17 protein-coding genes and 1 tRNA gene are annotated in these 20,297 nt (G+C 41.8%); 1 reads left to right on the top strand and 17 read right to left on the bottom strand.

Annotation, left to right across the window (positions count from 1 at the left end):
* Nucleotides 1–51: 51 nt before the first annotated feature.
* From htpG to EXE29_RS14690, 5 genes are all read right to left on the bottom strand, one after another.
* The gene (htpG, locus tag EXE29_RS14710; protein WP_106985559.1) at nt 52–1,971 is read right to left on the bottom strand and encodes a molecular chaperone HtpG; all 1,920 of its coding nucleotides are present in this window, start codon (nt 1,969–1,971) and stop codon (nt 52–54) included.
* 100 nt (nt 1,972–2,071) lie between these two features.
* The gene (locus EXE29_RS14705) at nt 2,072–2,416 is read right to left on the bottom strand and encodes a lysozyme inhibitor LprI family protein (protein ID WP_120364936.1); all 345 of its coding nucleotides are present in this window, start codon (nt 2,414–2,416) and stop codon (nt 2,072–2,074) included.
* A 152-nt stretch (nt 2,417–2,568) separates the two neighbouring features.
* Entirely contained in the window at nt 2,569–3,165 is a 597-nt protein-coding gene (locus EXE29_RS14700) for an OmpW/AlkL family protein (protein WP_117007832.1), read from the bottom strand.
* Between the two features lie 306 nt (nt 3,166–3,471).
* The gene (locus EXE29_RS14695) at nt 3,472–4,839 is read right to left on the bottom strand and encodes a Na+/H+ antiporter family protein (protein ID WP_120364937.1); all 1,368 of its coding nucleotides are present in this window, start codon (nt 4,837–4,839) and stop codon (nt 3,472–3,474) included.
* A 112-nt stretch (nt 4,840–4,951) separates the two neighbouring features.
* Nucleotides 4,952–5,827, bottom strand: a complete 876-nt coding sequence (locus EXE29_RS14690; RefSeq protein ID WP_106985563.1) for an alpha/beta fold hydrolase — start codon at nt 5,825–5,827, stop codon at nt 4,952–4,954.
* Between the two features lie 113 nt (nt 5,828–5,940).
* Here EXE29_RS14690 and EXE29_RS14685 point away from each other — a divergent pair, with 113 nt between their 5' ends.
* Nucleotides 5,941–6,423: a DUF4442 domain-containing protein gene (locus EXE29_RS14685; RefSeq protein ID WP_106985564.1), complete on the top strand. Its 483-nt coding sequence runs from the start codon at nt 5,941–5,943 to the stop codon at nt 6,421–6,423.
* 42 nt (nt 6,424–6,465) lie between these two features.
* Here EXE29_RS14685 and EXE29_RS14680 read toward each other — a convergent pair whose 3' ends face one another.
* From EXE29_RS14680 to EXE29_RS14625, 12 genes are all read right to left on the bottom strand, one after another.
* A complete protein-coding gene (locus tag EXE29_RS14680) occupies nt 6,466–6,822 on the bottom strand; it encodes a YMGG-like glycine zipper-containing protein (RefSeq protein WP_106985577.1) in 357 nt (118 codons plus the stop codon).
* Between the two features lie 159 nt (nt 6,823–6,981).
* Nucleotides 6,982–7,539 (bottom strand): hypothetical protein, encoded by a 558-nt coding sequence (locus EXE29_RS14675; RefSeq protein ID WP_117007829.1) that lies wholly within the window; start codon nt 7,537–7,539, stop codon nt 6,982–6,984.
* Nucleotides 7,540–7,690: 151 nt separating this feature from the next.
* Nucleotides 7,691–11,890 carry a DNA-directed RNA polymerase subunit beta' gene (gene rpoC / locus EXE29_RS14670; protein ID WP_120364938.1) on the bottom strand — a complete coding sequence of 1,400 codons (4,200 nt, stop codon included), beginning with the start codon at nt 11,888–11,890 and terminating at the stop codon, nt 7,691–7,693.
* Between the two features lie 140 nt (nt 11,891–12,030).
* A complete protein-coding gene (gene rpoB, locus EXE29_RS14665) occupies nt 12,031–16,119 on the bottom strand; it encodes a DNA-directed RNA polymerase subunit beta (RefSeq protein WP_120364939.1) in 4,089 nt (1,362 codons plus the stop codon).
* Between the two features lie 306 nt (nt 16,120–16,425).
* Nucleotides 16,426–16,794, bottom strand: coding sequence for a 50S ribosomal protein L7/L12 (gene rplL / locus EXE29_RS14660; RefSeq protein ID WP_106985568.1), 369 nt, complete (start codon nt 16,792–16,794; stop codon nt 16,426–16,428).
* Between the two features lie 48 nt (nt 16,795–16,842).
* Entirely contained in the window at nt 16,843–17,349 is a 507-nt protein-coding gene (rplJ, locus tag EXE29_RS14655) for a 50S ribosomal protein L10 (RefSeq protein WP_106985569.1), read from the bottom strand.
* A 299-nt stretch (nt 17,350–17,648) separates the two neighbouring features.
* Nucleotides 17,649–18,344 (bottom strand): 50S ribosomal protein L1, encoded by a 696-nt coding sequence (gene rplA, locus EXE29_RS14650; protein ID WP_106985570.1) that lies wholly within the window; start codon nt 18,342–18,344, stop codon nt 17,649–17,651.
* A gap of 3 nt (nt 18,345–18,347) precedes the next feature.
* The gene (gene rplK, locus EXE29_RS14645; protein WP_106985571.1) at nt 18,348–18,776 is read right to left on the bottom strand and encodes a 50S ribosomal protein L11; all 429 of its coding nucleotides are present in this window, start codon (nt 18,774–18,776) and stop codon (nt 18,348–18,350) included.
* A gap of 121 nt (nt 18,777–18,897) precedes the next feature.
* On the bottom strand, nt 18,898–19,431 hold the full coding sequence (gene nusG, locus EXE29_RS14640; RefSeq protein ID WP_106985572.1) for a transcription termination/antitermination protein NusG: 534 nt from the start codon (nt 19,429–19,431) through the stop codon (nt 18,898–18,900).
* Nucleotides 19,432–19,438: 7 nt separating this feature from the next.
* Nucleotides 19,439–19,879 (bottom strand): preprotein translocase subunit SecE, encoded by a 441-nt coding sequence (gene secE / locus EXE29_RS14635; RefSeq protein WP_106985573.1) that lies wholly within the window; start codon nt 19,877–19,879, stop codon nt 19,439–19,441.
* A gap of 75 nt (nt 19,880–19,954) precedes the next feature.
* Nucleotides 19,955–20,030 (bottom strand) — tRNA-Trp (locus EXE29_RS14630).
* Nucleotides 20,031–20,083: 53 nt separating this feature from the next.
* Nucleotides 20,084–20,297: EF-Tu C-terminal domain-related protein (locus tag EXE29_RS14625; protein WP_458363370.1), on the bottom strand; the 214-nt coding region annotated here is incomplete at its 5' end.

Genomic DNA, 20,297 nt, shown 5'->3' with positions numbered 1-20,297 from the left:
TAAATATTTAGCCTCCCAAAGGAGGCTAAATATTTTGAGTGTGATACTTAATTACTTCAATAACAGACTATTAATACGTTTAATGTATTCCGCTGGGTTTTCAGGTAAACCACCTTCAGCAATCACGGCCTGATCAAAAATCACATTGGCCAAGTCATCAAATTGATTTGATGTCTCTAACTTTTTCACCAACGGATGCTCAGGGTTAATTTCTAAAATTGGTTTACTCTCTGGCACTGCCTGACCTGCTTGCTTCAACATACGAATCAACTGCGGTGAGAGCTCACCATCACCTGTCACTAAACATGCTGGAGAATCAACCAAACGTGTTGTCACTCGTACTTCTTTGGTTTTGTCCTTTAATGAACCAGATAGTTTTTCAATCACTGGCTTAAATTGTTCAGCTGCCTGTTCTAAAGCTTTTTTCTCTTCAGCATCTTGTAAATCGCCTAGATCAACTGCACCCTTCGCAATATTTTGCATTGGTAGACCATCAAATTCTGTCACGAATTCCATCGCCCATTCATCAACACGCTCAGACATCAACAACACTTCAATGTCTTTTTTCTTGAACAATTCCAGTTGGGGTGAGTTCTTTGCCGCAGTTAAGCTATCTGCAGTGACATAGTAAATCGCCTTTTGACCAGCCTTCATACGCGCTTTATAGTCAGTTAATGCAGTGCTCACATCATCATTTGTAGATGTCGCAAAACGTAATAATTTTAAAATTCGCTCACGATTACCAAAGTCTTCACCTAAACCTTCTTTGAGTACTGAGCCAAACTCAGCATAGAAGGTTTTGAATTTCTCTTGATCTTGGACATCTTCAGATTTCGCTAGACCATCTAAGACGGTCAAAATACGTCGTGTATTGCCTTCACGGATGGTCTTCACATCACGGCTTTCTTGTAAAAGCTCACGGCTGACATTTAAAGGCAAATCTGCACTGTCCACCACACCTTGCACAAAACGCAAATAGTTTGGAATCAGGCTATCTGCTTCATCCAAAATAAATACACGCTTCACATACAGCTTAATGCCAGCTTTTGCTTCACGGGTAAAAATATTACTGGCCGCTTTGCTTGGGATATAAAGTAACTGCGTATATTCTGTATTTCCTTCTACGCGATTATGTGCCCAAGCCAATGGTGCTTCGTAGTCGTGGCTTAGATTTTTATAAAATTCTGTATATTGTTCATCTGTAATTTCATTTTTATTGCGCGTCCATAATGCACTGGCTGAGTTAATCGCTTCCCACTCATCCGTTTTTACATATTGACCGCCAGCTGGCGCTTCACCTTCTGCTGATTCTTCTTCCTGCCAAACTTCTTTTTGCATTTCAATTGGTAGGCTAATATGATCAGAATATTTATTAATAATTTGCTTTACTTTATAAGACTCTAAATACTCCAACGCATCGTCACGCAAGTGCAAAATAATGTCTGTTCCACGTGAAGCCTTACTAATCTGTTCAACCTCAAAATCACCCGTACCACCGCTAATCCAGCGTACACCGTCGGTTGCCTCTTCACCTGCACGGCGTGATTCCACCGTAATTTTTTCTGCAACAATAAAGCCTGAGTAAAAACCCACACCAAATTGACCAATCAATTGAGCATCTGACTTTTGATCACCTGTGAGTTTAGACATAAAATCTTTGGTGCCAGATTTAGCAATCGTCCCTAAATTATCAATGGCTTCTTGCTGGCTAAGACCAATACCATTATCTGAAATAGTGATGGTTTTATTGTCTTTATCTAAGCTAACGCGAACATGCAAATCTGGATCATTTTCGTAATATTCAGGATGGTTAATACCTTCAAAACGTAATTTATCGCATGCATCAGAAGCATTTGAAATTAATTCGCGCAGGAAAATTTCTGGATTTGAGTATAACGAATGGGTTACGAGATGCAGTAGTTGGGCCACTTCTGCTTGGAAACTGTGTTTTTGGGTATTCTGCTCGCTCATTACTTACTCCTCATATTCATGAACAATTTTTTTATTAACTGTGTATATGAATGGAGTAAGTTTGCTTTTTTTCAATCCTCTACTGCTGATTTTTTCAGCATTAAAATGGACCTTTTTTATAAATGCGCTCTAAATATAAATCTAATTTTTGCTGGCGCATTTTATACACGTCCGTTAAGCAACTGACATTATCTAAACATTGGTCACGTAAGGCCAACCATTTGAATTGCTCATCTTGAATCAAGCCACGTGTACCCATAGGCACTAAACGCTTCACAATGCTGTATGTCGTCGCCATTTTAACATCAGCATCATTTAATCCCCCATGCTTACAGATCGCATGTTCTGTTGTGGTATTTGCTCGGGCACAATTAAAACTGGCCGCTTGAGTATTGACTGCAACTAAAGCAAAACCGATACAACTTAAAAGCACCACAAGCTTCATGCTCATCCCCAAATAAATCTGTACATTTTTCTTATACTGTAACAACTTAGCTGAAATTAAACAGGACAAATCTGCTCAAATTACACATGATCAACATATAGGCAAATAAAAAGCCCCGTCTAATGACGAGGCTTTTACTGCAAATTCTGTTCTTAGAATTTGTAGCTATAACCCATAGTATAAATCATTGGGTTGATGTCTAAATCGAAGTTTGGAACACCTTCAATTTGCACTTCAGGCTTGATTTGAGCATAACGTGCATCTACAAATACACCCCAGTTTTTCGCATCAGCTGGTTGGTAGTTAAAACCAACTTGACCTGCAAAACCAAAGCTTTCTTTTACGTTAACTTTGCCTAGGCTAGACTTTTCATCCCAAGCAACGAATGCTGTACCACCAACACCAATGTACGGTGTGAAACGTGTACTGTTTTTAAAGTTATACTTTGCTGTAATTGTAGGTGGCAAATGTTTAACCTTCACACCAGCATCTACAGCACCTGTAACATTTACATCATGACTTATTGGCGTTGCTAAAAGTAATTCAGCTGAAATGTTGTCATTAAAGAAATATTCAATTGATGGTGTAAATGCATATTCATGATCTGCTTCAACATTTACTGCGCCGTTTAAAATACTTGTGTCAGAAGTAGGGGCTACCACAGAACCACCAACTTTCACTTGCCATTGACCAGCCATAGCTGATGCAGACATACCCAATAATGCAATAAGAGCAGCTTGTTTTAACATTTTAAAGCAACCTTCTAGAATGAATAATTAATATTAAACATGAGTATTAAAATTATGCAATAACATTATTTAATAATTTATTACACTATTATATAAGTTATTATTAATTAACTATATTTATTTTAATCATAGTATAAAAGTTGGTTTTATTTATCAACCATTATAATTAACTTATTATTTAAAATATACCAACCATTTTAATCAGAATTAATCAATTTAATAATTTTAAACCAACTAAATTCATCAGGTTTAAATAATAAAAAAGGCGATTATATAATCGCCTTTTTATTTATCTTTGAAAATTTTTTAGAGTACCATTGCGGCAATCCAACCAAAGATCATTAATGGAATATTGTAGTGAATGAAGGTCGGGACCACACTGTCTTTCATGTGGTCATGCTGACCATCCATATTAAGGCCTGATGTTGGGCCTAAAGTTGAGTCTGATGCCGGAGAACCTGCATCTCCTAAAGCTGCTGCTGTACCAATAATGGCAATCGTTGCCGCTGGGCTAAAACCAAATTGAATACAAAGTGGTACATAAATAATGGCCAAAATTGGGATTGTTGAGAATGAAGAACCAATGCCCAGTGTAATGAGCAAGCCTATCAGAAGCATCCAAAACGCAGCCAAACCTTGGCTATTACCAATCCACTGTACTGATGCTTCGACCAAAGCGGGTACTTGATTAGTCGCTTCAATGACCGATGCAAAACCTTGCGCAGAAATCATAATAAAGCCAACCAATGCCATCATACGCATGCCCGTAATAATCACATCGTCCGCTTCTTTCCATTTGAAAATGCCAGCAAAACTCAAAATACCGACACCAACCAAACCTGCAAGAATCATTGAGTCTGAATACAACTGTGCTGCTAGGGTCGCAACGACAGCTACACCTGCCATATAAATGGTGAATTTCGCAACTTGTGGTTTGCCATCATCATCGCTATCTACAGTGCCAGCAATCGTATGATGGGTTTGATTAACACTGACATCTGCATATTCACGCGGTTTGCGGTAACTGAAGAAAATCGCAATCAATAAGCCTACAAACATACCAAAAACGGGAATAGCCATTGCAGAAGGAATATCTGCAAAGTTGATTTGAAAACCGTATGGCTTACCGAAGGTATTGATGTTTTGACCTAAAATATCATTCAGGAAGATCGCACCAAAGCCAAAAGGTACCAACATATAGGTACCAACCAAACCAAAAGTCAGCACGCAGGCGATAAGACGGCGATCTAATTTTAAATGGTTAAATACGCTAAGTAGTGGTGGAATCAAAACTGGAATAAACGCGATATGTACTGGAATCACGTTTTGCGAGCACACAGCAGCAATCGCAACTGTTGCAAAAATCGTATATTTAACTCGGTTTTGTGCTTTGGCATTGCTACTGCCCTTGAGCTTAGTAATTAAATTATAAGCCAAAAGATCTGGTAAGCCTGAACGCGCCAATGCTAAGGCAAAAGCACCCAAAACACCGTAAGCCAATGCAATTTGCGCACCATTACCCAAGCCATTGTTAAATGCTTCAATCGTGCCATGGATGCCCAATCCAGCCATCAAGCCACCTGTGACAGCACCGATAATCAGTGCAAAAACCACAGGCACACGAGCCAATGACAGTCCAAACATGACTGCAATTGCGGTAAGAATAGCCAACATAAGTAAAAGGGAGTCTGAAAAAAGAACATATTTTATCAGAGTTTGTTTGCTATTCTGTACCCTCTTATCTATTTCAGTCGGTCATTCTTTAGAATGCTATTGCATAGGTTGACTAAGCTGTATGATGCTTATTCACAAACGCTTTGATATAGCTCGCGATTTTTTCTGGCTGACTGAGTATTGCCCAATGGTTCGCTTCAACTTCAATAACCGATAAATCCTCCACCCATTGGGGTAATGCATCTATATAGTCTGGACTAACAAAATTATCATGCTTTAAAACAATTGCTTGTACTGGGCAAACTGCATAGCGCTGTCTAGGTTGGCTTAAACGTGGAATAAAATTGGCACGGTACAAACTGATGCCGTATTTACCATCTTGCTGAATATTATGATTCAACGGAAGTTGCTTTTTCCGTTCCAACTCGTCGACGATTTTGCCCCAACGCTCAGGATTGAAAAAATGCCAAGCGCTCGGCGCTACAAATGGCAATTGAAACACTCCGATATACCAAGACTTGCTCAGCAATTTAAGTAAATTAACTTTATTCTCTTTAAACTGCTCTCGTAGCAACAGTGCAGCATGATCTAAGCATGGGCCTGAAATCGTGCTATACGACAGCAAACGGCCACGGAATTTCGCTTCAGTTGCAGATTCCCAAGACTGAATCGATCCCCAATCATGAGCAGCTAGATGGAACGCACGGTCTGGAAGTATCGCATTAACAACACTCTCTAAATCTCGTGACAGCTGTTCTAGGCGGTAATCTCGAATGCGTTTTGGAATACTGGATTGACCAGCACCTCGGACATCATAGGTTACAATATAAAAATCTTGTTGCAATTGCTGAATCACCAGCTCCCACACTTCTTGATTATCTGGGTAGCCATGTACCAGAACCAAAGCAGGTTTTTCTGGATTGCCCCATGTTTTTACATAAAGACGTTGCTGATCTGAGGTGTTTACCCACTGTGTACGTGCTTCCATGATACTTATCCTGTTACTGGCGTTTTATCTTGATGTTCTGGCAATGTAATCAATGCCTGTTTTTATAATCTGTTTTAGTATGATGACAACAGTATAAAAAGAAATTGACCGTTATGAGCCTATTCAAAAAAATTATGACAATACCCATTGTCTCGAAATTCTTACTCAATCACTATGCACCCTATAAAGGCGCTGGAATTGAAATTGATAAAATTGATCTGCCCAATTATCACATTCGGGTCAAAATGCCACTCACCCGTAAAAATCAAAATGTTGTCGGTGTACACTTTGGCGGTAGCTTATATTCGATGGTTGACCCCTTTTACATGCTGATTTTAATGCATCATCTGGGTTCTAAATACATTGTGTGGGACAAAGCCGCCACCATTCAGTTTCTTTCTCCTGGACGCGGTACGGTGTATGCCGATATTCGTTTAGACTTTCAAGAAATTGAGCATATTAAATCATTGGCTGAAAACTACGCACCTGTGCTACGTAACTATAGTCTCAATATTTTTGATGAAGCTGGGCTACGTATTGCTGAAGTTCAGAAGACGCTTTATATCCGTCGCAAACAACCTCACGCACGAAAATAAAAAAAAAAGCGCTTGAACCTTCAAGCGCTTTTGCAATCGCGATTAGCGATTTTGTTCAATTGCAGCACCTGCACCGCCACCAATCGCACCACCAATGGCCGCACCAGCATTGCCACCAAATACGCTCTTACCAACAGCTGAGCCAATCGCACCACCTACACCACTGTAAGTTGCATTACGATTTGAGCCACCTTGTGCTTTACTACCAACTGCTGCACCTGCACCACCGCCAATTGCTGAGCCAGTACCACCACCGATGTTGTTACCCACACCGCCACCAATTGCACCACCTAAGGCAGCTGCACCAATACGCTGTTCATTTGCACTCATGCTTTCGCAACCTGCTAACATTGCAGTTGAGAAGATTGCAATTGAAAGTACTGCTACTGTTTTTTTCATATTCATGTTGAAGTCCCCGCTACTTATTTCAATGATAGGATACGTTTATTGTATGGATAGATACGATTTATATTGTTACGTCTCAGCATGAATTTGCTGTCATTTGTAAAAAAGCCCATCTCTCAAAAGCATTTTGGGGTTAACTATGCTATAAGCCGTTCATTCCAAAGGTAAAGCATCATCCCCTTCACTTAGTACTGTAATATCTCGCGTGACTGTTCCATTTGTGGTTTGGACTGCATGTGAAATTTTGGCACTACTCTTAGGATCCTGACGCTGATCGAGCTGTAAAGTGCGCTTCACGGGTGCAGCATCTTTTTTAAACTCCATACCTTCTGCATCAATTTTTTTACTCTTAGAAATGATTTCACCATCTTGCTTAACCGTAGTGCTCAATTCGATTTTCGAAGTTGGAATAATCACACTGCCTTTTTGTACAACAGGTACTGATAATTGTTGCTCTGAAAAGGTCTCTTGACCATCTTGCAACTCAATTTCACGTGCAACGATGTCTTTACCATGATTGGTCATCTCTAACACCGTCGCACTCACTTGACGAACAGGTGCTTCACCTGCCACACGGCGAATCACTTCGGTCTTTAATACAGGCACAATCGCTTTATCTTGGATTTGAATACTATGTGGCATGGGTGCAGCCATTACAGATGCTGACATAGATAACAATGCAAAAGAAAACAATGAATTACTAATTTTCATATGTATCCCCCTAGTCTTTTAAAGTTATGAATAAGATATAAATTACGTCGTTATATTTTTAATATAGGTAATTTCAAACACAGAATAAAGCTTTATTTTTCACAATAAAAAAGCCACCCGAAGGTGGCTTTTTATTCATTTAAAGGACTAATTAAAGACCGTTAAATTCATCACTAAATGCTTGGCTTAACGCTTGATCTACATCAGAGAAGTCATTGTGAAGCTCAAGCTCTGCAGCTTCTGCTTCTTGACGACGACGTTCTAAATGGTAAGCAAGACCAGTACCCGCTGGGATCAGACGACCCACAACAACGTTTTCTTTCAGACCACGTAAATCATCTTCTTTACCTGTTACAGCAGCTTCAGTTAACACACGAGTTGTTTCCTGGAACGATGCAGCAGAGATGAACGAGTCTGTAGAAAGCGATGCTTTCGTAATACCCATTAATTGACGTTCAAACTTCGCAGGGAATTTGTTTTGTGCAAGAACAGCTTGGTTCTCGCCCATCACGCGGATGTAATCCACTTGTTCGCCTTTAATGAAGCTTGTATCACCGCCGTCAGTGATATCAACTTTACGAAGCATTTGACGTACGATAACTTCAATATGCTTGTCGTTGATTTTTACACCTTGGAGACGATATACGTCTTGAACTTCGTTTACGATGTAGTTGGTCAATGCCACTTCACCTTTCAGACGTAAAATGTCATGCGGGTTTTGTGGACCATCAGAAATCGTTTCACCACGGTTCACATGTTCGCCTTCGAACACGTTAATGGTACGCCATTTCGGAATAAGCTCTTCGTAGATCTCAGAACCATCATCCGGAGTAATTACTAAACGGTTTTTACCTTTAGTTTCTTTACCAAAGCTTACAACACCTGAAATCTCAGCAAGAATTGCATGCTCTTTTGGTTTACGCGCTTCGAACAAGTCAGCTACACGTGGCAAACCACCAGTAATATCACGAGTACGTGAAGATTCTTGCGGTACACGACCAATAACGTCACCCACACCAATTGTTTCGCCATCGCGAACAGTTAGGATTGTGTTTTGTGGCAAGAAGTAGAACTGTTCAGAACCATCTGCCTGATCCAATACAACTGCCGGACGCATATCTTTACCTGACGCAGGACGTGAAGTCACTGGCAAGATTTCGATAGTGGTCATACCTGTTGCATCATCAGTTTTCGAAGTAACAGTTACGCCATCAGCGATTTGGCTGAAACGTACTTTACCCGCGAATTCTGTAACAAGTGGATGTGTATGCGGATCCCAAGTTGCAACGATACCGCCTGCTTCAACAGACTCACCATCTTTAATGATGATTGATGCACCGTAAGGGATTTTATAACGTTCGCGTTCACGACCGATGTCATCCGCAATACCGATCTCACCTGAACGAGATGTCGATACCAAGTGACCTTTTGCGTGTTGTACTGTTTTCACATTGTGGAAACGTACTGTACCTTTGTTACGTACTTGGATGCTGTTGGCAGCAGAAGTTCGGCTTGCAGCACCACCCACGTGGAATGTACGCATTGTTAACTGTGTACCTGGCTCACCAATTGATTGAGCAGCCATTACACCCACAGATTCACCTGGGTTTACCAAGTGACCGCGTGCCAAGTCACGACCGTAACATTTCGCACACACACCGAAAGTCGATTCACAGTTTACAACTGAACGTACTTTAACTTCATCGACACCTTGCTCTTCTAAGTAGTTTGCAAGTTTTTCATCAATGAGCGTATTACGTGGAAGAATCACGTCATCAGAACCTGGTTTCTTCGCATCTTCAGCAAGTACACGACCCAATACTCGAGTACCTAAGTTCTCGATAACGTCGCCACCTTGAATGAATGGAGTCATTACTAGACCGCCAAACGTACCACAATCCGGCTCAGTAATGACTAAGTCTTGCGCAACGTCTACCAGACGGCGAGTCAGATAACCAGAGTTCGCAGTTTTCAATGCTGTATCGGCCAAACCTTTACGCGCACCGTGTGTTGAAATGAAGTACTGAAGTACGGTCAAACCTTCACGGAAGTTCGCTTTAATCGGTGTTTCAATGATCGAACCATCCGGTTTCGCCATCAAACCGCGCATACCCGCTAACTGACGGATCTGAGCTGCCGAACCACGGGCACCTGAGTCAGACATCATATAGATCGAGTTGAATGATTTTTGCTTCTCATCTTCACCCTGTTTGTTTTTAACAGTGGTGAAAGACAAGTTGTCCATCATCGCTTTCGCTACTTGGTCGTTTGTACGCGCCCAAATATCGACAACTTTGTTATAACGTTCGCCGGCAGTTACGAAACCTTGTTCAAACTGTTGTTCGATTTCACGAACTTCAGCTTCTGATTTCGCAATAATCGCTTCTTTGTTTGGTGGAATAAGCATGTCTTCCATACCCACCGAAACGCCAGAACGAGTTGCTTGACGGAAACCCAAGTACATCAATTGGTCAGCAAAGATAACAGTATCTTTCAAACCTAATTTACGGTAGCAAGAGTTAATAATCTTAGAGATGTTCTTTTTCGTCATCTCAACGTTGATTTGTTGGAAATCCATACCTTCAGGTACAACTTCCCAAAGCAAACAACGACCAGGTGTTGTGTCTACAACAATCGTTTGATGCTCACGGTTACCGTTTTCATCAATTACTGTTTGATGCACACGTGCTTTAACACGCGCATGTAGATCAACTTGACCCGTTGCAAGTGCACGGTTTACTTCGTCAGTATCCGCAAACACCATGCCTTCACCTTTGGCATTGATTGCATCACGCGTGATGTAATACAAGCCCAAGACAACGTCCTGAGAAGGTACGATGATTGGCTCACCGTTCGCTGGAGACAAGATGTTGTTTGTAGACATCATTAACGCACGAGCTTCTAATTGAGCTTCAAGTGTTAATGGAACGTGTACCGCCATTTGGTCACCGTCGAAGTCGGCGTTAAATGCCGCACAAACTAACGGGTGAAGACGGATCGCTTTACCTTCAATCAGAATAGGTTCAAATGCTTGAAGACCTAGACGGTGAAGTGTTGGCGCACGGTTCAACATCACTGGATGTTGACGAATTACAGATGCAAGAACGTCCCAAACTTCTGGAGTTTCGCGCTCAACCATTTTCTTCGCAGCTTTAATGGTTGTTGCTTGGCCAGATGCTTGTAGTTTAGCGAAAATGAATGGCTTGAATAATTCAAGTGCCATTTTTTTCGGAAGACCACATTGGTGTAAACGTAAAGATGGACCTACGGTAATTACAGAACGACCAGAGTAGTCAACACGCTTACCAAGTAAGTTTTGACGGAAACGACCTTGTTTACCTTTGATCATATCTGCCAAAGATTTAAGAGGACGTTTGTTCGAACCAGTAATCGCACGACCACGACGGCCGTTATCTAACAATGCATCCACAGACTCTTGTAACATACGTTTTTCGTTACGTACGATAATGTCTGGTGCTGCAAGGTCAAGAAGACGTTTTAAACGGTTGTTACGGTTGATCACACGACGGTAAAGATCGTTCAAATCAGAAGTCGCGAAACGACCACCTTCAAGTGGTACTAACGGACGAAGATCTGGTGGAAGAACTGGAAGTACAGTCAACACCATCCATTCTGGTTTGTTGTTCGAATCTTTGAACGCTTCCATCAACTTCAAACGCTTAGAAGCTTTCTTAAGCTTAGTTTCTGAAGTTGTATTTGGAATTTCTTCACGTAGGCGTGAGATTTCGTTTTCAAGATCGATGTCTTTCAACAAGTCTTGAACCGCTTCAGCACCCATTTTCGCTGTGAATTCGTCACCGTGTTCTTCTAACGCATTGAAGTATTCTTCATCGTTAAGAAGTTGGTATTTCTCAAATGGAGTCATACCCGGATCTGTTACAACGTAAGATTCGAAATACAATACGCGTTCGATATCACGTAGCGTCATGTCTAAAAGAAGACCGATACGGCTAGGAAGTGATTTCAAGAACCAAATATGCGCAACTGGAGATGCAAGCTCAATGTGACCCATACGTTCACGACGAACTTTCGCAGTTGTTACTTCAACGCCACATTTTTCACAAATGACGCCTTTGTATTTCATACGCTTGTATTTACCACACAAGCATTCGTAATCTTTTACTGGACCAAAGATTTTGGCACAGAATAAACCATCACGTTCTGGTTTGAACGTACGGTAGTTGATGGTTTCTGGCTTTTTAACTTCACCGTGAGACCATGACTTAATCATTTCTGGTGACGCAAGACCAATACGGATGCGATCAAACTCTACAGGAGCATGACCGTCTGAATCCGTCTTTTTGCGCATGATATCGAGCAAGTCTTTCAATTTTTTTCTCCGTGTGTCGGGGAGATTTTCACTCTACGACTGGGTCACAAATATTGTTTTTTAACTGAGAAATCCCCCTTGCCCCTCTTTATTAAAGAGGTGAGAAGCACTGCTTCGCAAGGGAGATTCAATGGAACTAATTAGTCACCATTTTTCAGTTCAATGTTGATACCTAAAGAACGGATCTCTTTGGTCAATACGTTGAACGATTCAGGCATACCTGGGTCCATATAATGGTTACCATCTACAATGTTTTTGTAGATACGGGTACGACCATCAACGTCATCCGACTTCACAGTTAGCATTTCTTGAAGCGTGTATGCTGCACCGTAAGCTTCTAGTGCCCAGACCTCCATCTCACCGAAACGCTGACCACCGAATTGAGCTTTACCACCCAATGGCTGTTGCGTTACTAGAGAGTAAGAACCAGTAGAACGCGCATGCATCTTGTCATCTACCAAGTGGTTCAGTTTCAGCATGTACATGTAACCTACAGTTACAGGACGGTCGAAACGTTCACCAGTACGGCCATCATACAATACTGTTTGACCAGTACGTGAGATGTTCGCAAGTTCAAGCAATTCTTTGATTTGGCCTTCTTCAGCACCATCAAATACAGGAGTCGCTAAAGGAACACCTTTACGCAAGTTACCTGAAAGTACTAAGATTTCTTCATCAGTTAAGCTATCAAGATCTTCTTGTTCGCCACCAACTTTGTTGTAAATCTTGTCTAAGAATGCACGAAGCTCAAGTACAGTACGTTGCTCTTGCATCATCTTGTCGATTTGATCGCCAAGACCTTTTGCAGCCATACCCAAGTGAGTTTCTAGAATCTGACCCACGTTCATACGTGAAGGTACACCTAGCGGGTTCAATACGATATCAACAGGTACACCGTTTGCATCGTGAGGCATGTCTTCTACAGGTAAGATGTTAGATACAACACCTTTGTTACCGTGACGACCCGCCATTTTATCACCCGGTTGGATGCGACGTTTTACAGCTAAGTAAACTTTAACAACTTTCAATACGCCAGTTGTAAGTTCATCACCTGTAGAAAGTTTGCGTTTTTTCTCAGCAAATTTCTCATCAATTTCAATGCCCTTCTCTTTTAAGAACACTTGAATTTGAGTTAAACGTTCTGCAATACCTTCGTCAACTGGTTGGATTTCCAACAAGTCTGGAAGTTCTAAACCAGTCAATAAATCTTCTGTTAATTTATCGCCACGTTTAGTTGTACCGCCACCATTAGATTCTTGACCTTTCAACAGGCGAACAATACGTTCACGTGCTGCTTCTTCGAAGATTTTGAATTCTTCTTTCAAGTCTTTACGGTATGCATCAAGCTGTGCTTTTTCAATTGCTTGAGCACGTTCGTCTTTTTCAAGACCGTCACGTGTAAACACTTGAACGTCAATTACTGTACCTTTAACACCTGAAGATACACGTAAAGATGAATCTTTCACGTCAGCTGCTTTTTCACCGAAGATTGCGCGAAGCAATTTTTCTTCTGGTGTTAACTGCGTTTCACCTTTAGGCGTTACTTTACCAACAAGGATGTCACCAGCAGTAACTTCTGCACCGATATAAACGATACCTGATTCATCAAGTTTAGAAAGCGCAGCTTCACCCACGTTCGGGATATCGGCAGTGATTTCTTCAGCACCAAGTTTAGTATCACGTGCTACACATGATAATTCTTGGATATGAATCGAAGTTAAACGGTCTTCTTGAAGTACACGCTCAGATAAAAGAATCGAGTCTTCGTAGTTGTAACCGTTCCAAGTCATGAACGCTACACGCATATTTTGACCAAGTGCAAGCTCACCGCCATCTGTAGATGGACCATCAGCAAGTACGTCGCCACGTGCAACTTTGTCACCTAAACGTACAACAACGTTTTGGTTAATACATGTGTTTTGGTTCGAACGTGTGTATTTGATCAGGTTGTAGATATCTACACCTGCTTCACCCGCTACCATCTCTTCTTCGTTCACACGAATCACGATACGTGATGCGTCAACAAATTCGATACGACCGCCACGACCAGCAAGTACACACACACCAGAGTCATGTGCTACGTTTGCTTCCATACCGGTACCAACAAGTGGCTTATCGGCACGCAAAGTTGGAACAGCCTGACGTTGCATGTTTGAACCCATCAACGCACGGTTGGCGTCATCGTGTTCAAGGAATGGAATAAGTGACGCTGCCACAGATACAACCTGCTGTGCAGATACGTCCATGTGCGTTACTTTTTCTGGAGGCATACGTACGAAGTCACCTTGGTGACGAACAGATACGAATTCTTCTAGTAGGCTACCATCTGCATCAACTAGAGAATCGGCCTGTGCAATGACAGTACCTACTTCTTCAATTGCAGATAAGTATTCAACGTCATCTGTTACGCGACCATCAACAACTTTACGGTATGGAGTTTCCAAGAAACCGAAGTTGTTACATTTTGCATATACAGAAAGCGAGTTGATCAAACCAATGTTTGGACCTTCAGGCGTTTCAATTGGACATACACGACCGTAGTGAGTTTGATGTACGTCACGCACTTCGAAGCCTGCGCGTTCACGAGTCAAACCACCTGGGCCCAATGCTGATACACGACGTTTGTGTGTAATTTCAGACAACGGGTTGTTTTGATCCATGAATTGAGACAATTGGCTTGAACCAAAGAATTCTTTGATTGCAGCTGCCACTGGCTTCGCATTGATTAAATCTTGCGGAGACAAGTTATCAGTTTCAGCTTGGCTTAAACGCTCTTTAACAGCACGTTCAACACGAACTAGACCAACACGGAATTGGTTTTCAGTCATTTCACCAACAGAACGAACACGACGGTTACCCAAGTGATCGATGTCGTCGACTTCGCCTTTACCGTTACGGATTTCAACTAATGTTTTTAATACATCAGTGATGTCGCTATTCGAAAGAATACCTTCAACTGCACGTGATTTTTGGTCTGTACCTACTTCGTAAGGACGACCTAAACGACGGTTGAACTTCATACGACCAACAGGAGACAAGTCATAACGTTCAGAAGAGAAGAACAAGTTATTAAACAAGTTTTCTGCAGCTTCTTTTGTTGGTGGCTCGCCTGGACGCATCACTTTATAGATTTCTACAAGTGCTTCTTCACGGCCAGTTGTTGTATCTGCACGTAATGTGTCTGCAATGAATGAACCGCGGTCGATGTCATTGGTAAACAATACGTTAAACTGTTTAACACCGCCTTCAGCCAATTTCACCATGATTTCATGGCTCAATACAGTATTGGCAGCAATTACTTCGCCGTCACGTAAAGCAACGTCTTCAGCAATAATACGCTCGTATAGGTATTCATCAGGCACTGATAATTTTTCTAAGCCAGATGCTTCCATTTGACGAACGTGGCGCGCGTTAATACGTTTACCTTGTTCTACAATTACTTTGCCATCAGCACCAGCAATATCAAACTGCGCCATTTCACCACGTAGGCGTTCAGGCACTAGATCGATTTGGTAGCTACCCATATCTAGGTATACAGGCACTTTCTCGTAGAACATATCGAGAATTTGTTCGTTGCCATAACCAAGCGCACGTAAAACCACAGTCGCAAGTAATTTACGACGACGGTCGATACGTACATAAACAAGGTCTTTCGCATCAAATTCGAAATCCAACCATGAACCACGGTAAGGAATGATACGTGCTGAGTAAAGTACTTTACCGCTTGAGTGTGTCTTGCCTTTATCGTGGTCAAAGAACACGCCTGGCGAACGGTGCAATTGAGATACGATTACACGCTCAGTACCATTGATGACAAAAGTACCGTTGTCGGTCATGAGTGGCATTTCACCCATGTACACTTCTTGTTCACGTACGTCTTTGATTGATTTCGTTTCACGATCTTTGATGATCAAACGAATTTTTACACGCATTGGTGCCGCAAAAGTTGAGCCACGAAGAATACATTCGCGCACATCAAATTCTGGTTTACCAAGACTATACTCAACGAATTCTAAAGCAGCATTGCCAGAATAACTTTCAATAGGAAAAACTGAACGAAATGCGGCTTGGAGACCGATATCTTCGCGGTTTTTTGGAGTTTTACCGTCTTGCAAGAAAGTTCGGTACGAGTCGACTTGGATCGCGAGCAAGTACGGAACATCCATCACTTTGGGCAATTTACCAAAATTCTTACGGATCCGTTTCTTTTCGGTATATGAGTATGCCATCTGGAGTCCTCGGAAAGTAAACTGAACCCGCCTGCAGAACGGGTTCAGAAAGAATTACGCAGGCCGATATGGCCACCACTTTTACAAATGCTGCAATTTATAGTGGTATTAAAACGCTTAACAATATTTTTTAGAACTGAAAAATATTGGTAAGCGTTTGATCATTATGTTTATTTTCAATTTGTATGAATTTTATATCATGCAAACAAAAATCGAGCCGATTATTGTAACGCAAAAAGGCTGATGACCCAAGGGGCACCAGCCATTTTCTGGAGCCGGTTATAAAAAAACCGACTCCTCTTAAGATTACTTAAGTGTAACTGTAGCACCAGCTTCTTCAAGTTTCTTCTTAAGTTCTTCGCCTTCTTCTTTAGAAACGCCTTCTTTAAGAACTGCAGGTGCGCCTTCAACCATGTCTTTAGCTTCTTTCAAGCCAAGGCCAGTAGCTTCACGAACTGCTTTAATTACAGCAACTTTGTTCGCACCGAAAGAAGTCAACTCAACGTTGAATTCTGATTGTTCTTCAGCAGCAGCAGCAGCAGGACCAGCAGCAGCTACAGCTACAGCAGCAGCAGAAACGTTGAATTTCTCTTCGAAAGCAGAGATAAGTTCAACAAGTTCAAGAACAGTTTTTTCAGCAACTGCGTTTAGGATTTCTTCGTTTGTTAAAGCCATGAGAGTAACTCCAAATGGGTATTGAATGGTGTGTAAATTGATTTAAGCTTATGCAGCTTCTGACTCGTTTTTCTCTTTGAGCGCAGTAATAAGGCGACCCAATTTCGAAATAGGAGCTTGAAGAACGTTTGCAAGCATAGTAAGCGCTTTTTCTTGGTTCGGAAGATTCGCGATAACGCTAACTTCAGCACCAACGTAAACTTTGCCATCAAATGCAGCAGCTTTAAGTTCAAATGCTTTGTTAGTTTTAGCAAATTCTTCGAACAAACGAGCAGCAGCACCCATGTCGTCTTCAGAAGTTGAGAAAGCTAAGATTGTTGGGCCAACAAGGTTGTCGTTCAAGATATTGAATTGAGTATCTTGAAGAGCGCGTTTAGCCAAAGTGTTACGAACTACGCGAGTAGCAACACCTAGTTTACGAGCTTCAACACGTAGAGCAGTTAATTGCTCAACAGTTAAACCTTGGTAGTCAGCAACAACAGCAGCAAATGCAGTAGAAGCAACTTCAGTTACTTCAGCTACGATCTGTTTTTTGCCTTCGATAAGAAGAGCCATTGTAAAACCTCCTAACGGTGATTTATGCATCTATACAGATGCACTCCCAATTCGTAAATCCAATTTGGATTTACACGCGGAGGAGGAACAAATCACACCACCGCGTCTACTCAGGCTGGAGGATTAAGAAAGAAGCATAAAACTTCTCTCGCCCGAGGTCTTTGACGCTGACAAATTTACATTTATCAATTCAAAGTTCGCCTAAGTTTGCAAAATACGACAGTGCGTTTCTTGCGTAAGTTTTAAAGCAATGCTTTAAAACTTACTCAGGGCTTTAAAATTCTGTAATAAGTCGAAACTTATTTAGAAACGTTTGCTACATCAACGATCAAACCAGGACCCATAGTTGAGCTCAAAGTGATCTTTTGGATGTAAACACCTTTAGAAGTAGCAGGTTTTGCTTTCTTAAGGTCAGCGATAAGCGCTTCAACGTTTGAACGAACAGCTTCAGCAGTGAAACCTACTTGACCGATCGCAGCGTGGATAATACCAGCTTTGTCTACGCGGTAACGTGCTTGACCAGCTTTTGCATTTTTAACTGCAGTCGCTACGTCAGGAGTTACAGTACCCACTTTAGGGTTTGGCATTAAGCCACGTGGACCAAGGATTGTACCCAATTTACCAACAACGCGCATTGCATCTGGAGCAGCAATTACTACGTCGAAGTCAAGGTTACCCGCTTGGATGCTTTCAGCAAGGTCATCAAAACCAACTACGTCCGCGCCTTCAGCTTTAGCAGCTTCAGCAGCAGCGCCTTGAGCAAACACAGCTACACGTACAGTTTTACCAGTACCTGCAGGAAGTGTAGTCGCGCCACGAACAACTTGGTCAGATTTACGAGGATCAACACCTAGGTTTACAGCAACATCCAAAGATTCTTTGAATTTAGCTGCAGGAAGACCTGCCAATACAGCAACAGCTTCTTCTAGCGTGTAAACTTTATGCGCTTCAACAGCAGCAGCAATGGCTTTTTGACGTTTAGTTAACTTTGCCATGTCTTATAGCTCCACTTCCAAGCCCATAGAACGCGCAGAACCAGCAATGGTACGTACACGAGCGTCTAAATCAGCACCAGTAAGATCTGGTTCTTTAGTAGTCGCAATTTCTTCTAGTTGAGCGCGAGTTAGTTTACCTACTTTAGTTTTGTTAGGTACACCTGAACCCTTTTGGATACCAGCAGCTTTCTTAAGAAGAATCGCAGCAGGTGGAGTTTTCATGATGAATGTGAACGACTTGTCGTTGTACACAGTGATCACTACTGGAATTGGAAGACCAGCTTCAACTTTTTGTGTCGCAGCATTGAATTCTTTACAGAATGCCATGATGTTAACACCACGTTGACCTAGTGCAGGACCAATCGGTGGAGATGGATTTGCTTTACCAGCTGGAACTTGCAGCTTGATATAGCCGTCAATCTTCTTAGCCATTTCAATTACCTCTGGGTACTAGCGCCGATTAAGGCTCCCCATCATTTACAAGTAACGATACCGTTACAACAACAATGCCCGATCCATATTAAATAGACCGAGCCGTTTCAACCAAAACCGATTAAATTGTTTTTTCGACTTGTCGAAATTCCAACTCAACTTGTGTTGGTCGATTAAATACATTAATCGTTAGCGTTAAGCGTGATTTCTCGTATAGAACTTCTTCCACCACACCTTTAAAGTCTGTGAATGGACCATCAATAACGAGTAACTCTTCACCTGGTTCAAACATCGTCTTAGGACGAGGTGCTTCACCCTTGTTGTGCACGCGCGCAAGAATAGCGTCAGCTTCTCTTTGCGTAATTGGGGCAGGCTTTTCAGCAGTACCACCAATGAAACCTAATACTTTTGGACATTCTTTAACAATGTGCCAAGTTTCATCATTCATTTCCATTTCGACTAATACATAGCCAGGAAAGAATTTACGCTCAGATTTGCGTTTCTTACCGTCCTTCATTTCCACTACTTCTTCAGTAGGGACAAGAACTTCACCAAAGCTATCGGCAACAGCGCTACGCTGGATTCGATCATTAAGTGAACGCATCACTTGTTTTTCATAACCTGAATAGGCATGAATAATGTACCAACGTTTCATAGCTCTCTTACCCGATAATAAACTTCATTAACCAGCCTAAGATGTAGTCAAAGCACCATAATAAAATAGAAGCTATCACTACAACTGCAAGAACTTGCCAAGATGTGGTCACAGTCTCTTGCTTTGTCGGCCAAGTCACACGACGTAACTCAATTCGCGAATCTTTTAATAAGCGAACAAAGCCTTTGCCTTGATGGGTGGCGTATAATAAACCTAAAGCCACAACGATACAAGCCAAAATTACCCCAACACGCACCCAAACATCATTCGCTGGCGCCCAATATGCTGGTAAATATTGACTTACCATCATTGCTCCAACCAATAAAATCAAGGCGATAACCCATAGAATTACATCTATCGGAGAACCAGACTTCACAACTTCAACAGGATTATTTCTTTGAGGAATTGCCGCTTCGCTTATCGCGTCACGTGATTTATCATTCGACATTTTTGTACTCGTCGTAGGATTCGCGACTTATTATATGACCAGTTTCACCAGCATCAAGCTTCTTTTTTAAAAATTTGGCAGGCCAGGAGGGACTCGAACCCCCAACATTCGGTTTTGGAGACCGACGCTCTACCAATTGAACTACTGACCTTTAGCACAAATCGAGAGCCTAAACCCTCGATTTGTATATCACATCTATGCGTATTATGCAGTTACTTTAGAAACTACACCAGCACCAACTGTACGACCGCCTTCACGGATCGCAAAACGTAGACCTGGGTCCATTGCGATTGGATGGATAAGCTCTACTGACATTTCAACGTTGTCACCAGGCATTACCATTTCCACGCCTTCTTTAAGCGCGATCGCACCAGTTACGTCCGTAGTACGGAAGTAGAACTGTGGACGGTAACCGTTC

The organism is Acinetobacter sp. WCHAc060006 (assembly GCF_004209135.1).
Classification (GTDB): Bacteria; Pseudomonadota; Gammaproteobacteria; order Pseudomonadales; family Moraxellaceae; genus Acinetobacter; species Acinetobacter cumulans.
Note: the sequence above shows the minus strand (reverse complement) of the source record. Positions and strands in the feature narration are given on the sequence as shown.

Excerpts from the sequence above, each read along its gene's own strand:
- EXE29_RS14675 (WP_117007829.1), bottom strand. The coding sequence starts at position 7,539 with ATGAAAATTAGTAATTCATTGTTTTCTTTTGCATTGTTATCTATGTCA.
- EXE29_RS14705 (WP_120364936.1), bottom strand. The coding sequence starts at position 2,416 with ATGAAGCTTGTGGTGCTTTTAAGTTGTATCGGTTTTGCTTTAGTTGCA.
- rplJ (WP_106985569.1), bottom strand. The coding sequence starts at position 17,349 with ATGGCTCTTCTTATCGAAGGCAAAAAACAGATCGTAGCTGAAGTAACT.
- rplK (WP_106985571.1), bottom strand. The coding sequence starts at position 18,776 with ATGGCTAAGAAGATTGACGGCTATATCAAGCTGCAAGTTCCAGCTGGT.
- rplA (WP_106985570.1), bottom strand. The coding sequence starts at position 18,344 with ATGGCAAAGTTAACTAAACGTCAAAAAGCCATTGCTGCTGCTGTTGAA.
- EXE29_RS14690 (WP_106985563.1), bottom strand. The coding sequence starts at position 5,827 with ATGGAAGCACGTACACAGTGGGTAAACACCTCAGATCAGCAACGTCTT.
- EXE29_RS14685 (WP_106985564.1), top strand. The coding sequence starts at position 5,941 with ATGAGCCTATTCAAAAAAATTATGACAATACCCATTGTCTCGAAATTC.
- nusG (WP_106985572.1), bottom strand. The coding sequence starts at position 19,431 with ATGAAACGTTGGTACATTATTCATGCCTATTCAGGTTATGAAAAACAA.
- EXE29_RS14680 (WP_106985577.1), bottom strand. The coding sequence starts at position 6,822 with ATGAAAAAAACAGTAGCAGTACTTTCAATTGCAATCTTCTCAACTGCA.
- htpG (WP_106985559.1), bottom strand. The coding sequence starts at position 1,971 with ATGAGCGAGCAGAATACCCAAAAACACAGTTTCCAAGCAGAAGTGGCC.
- secE (WP_106985573.1), bottom strand. The coding sequence starts at position 19,879 with ATGTCGAATGATAAATCACGTGACGCGATAAGCGAAGCGGCAATTCCT.
- EXE29_RS14695 (WP_120364937.1), bottom strand. The coding sequence starts at position 4,839 with ATGTTGGCTATTCTTACCGCAATTGCAGTCATGTTTGGACTGTCATTG.
- rpoB (WP_120364939.1), bottom strand. The coding sequence starts at position 16,119 with ATGGCATACTCATATACCGAAAAGAAACGGATCCGTAAGAATTTTGGT.
- rplL (WP_106985568.1), bottom strand. The coding sequence starts at position 16,794 with ATGGCTTTAACAAACGAAGAAATCCTAAACGCAGTTGCTGAAAAAACT.
- EXE29_RS14700 (WP_117007832.1), bottom strand. The coding sequence starts at position 3,165 with ATGTTAAAACAAGCTGCTCTTATTGCATTATTGGGTATGTCTGCATCA.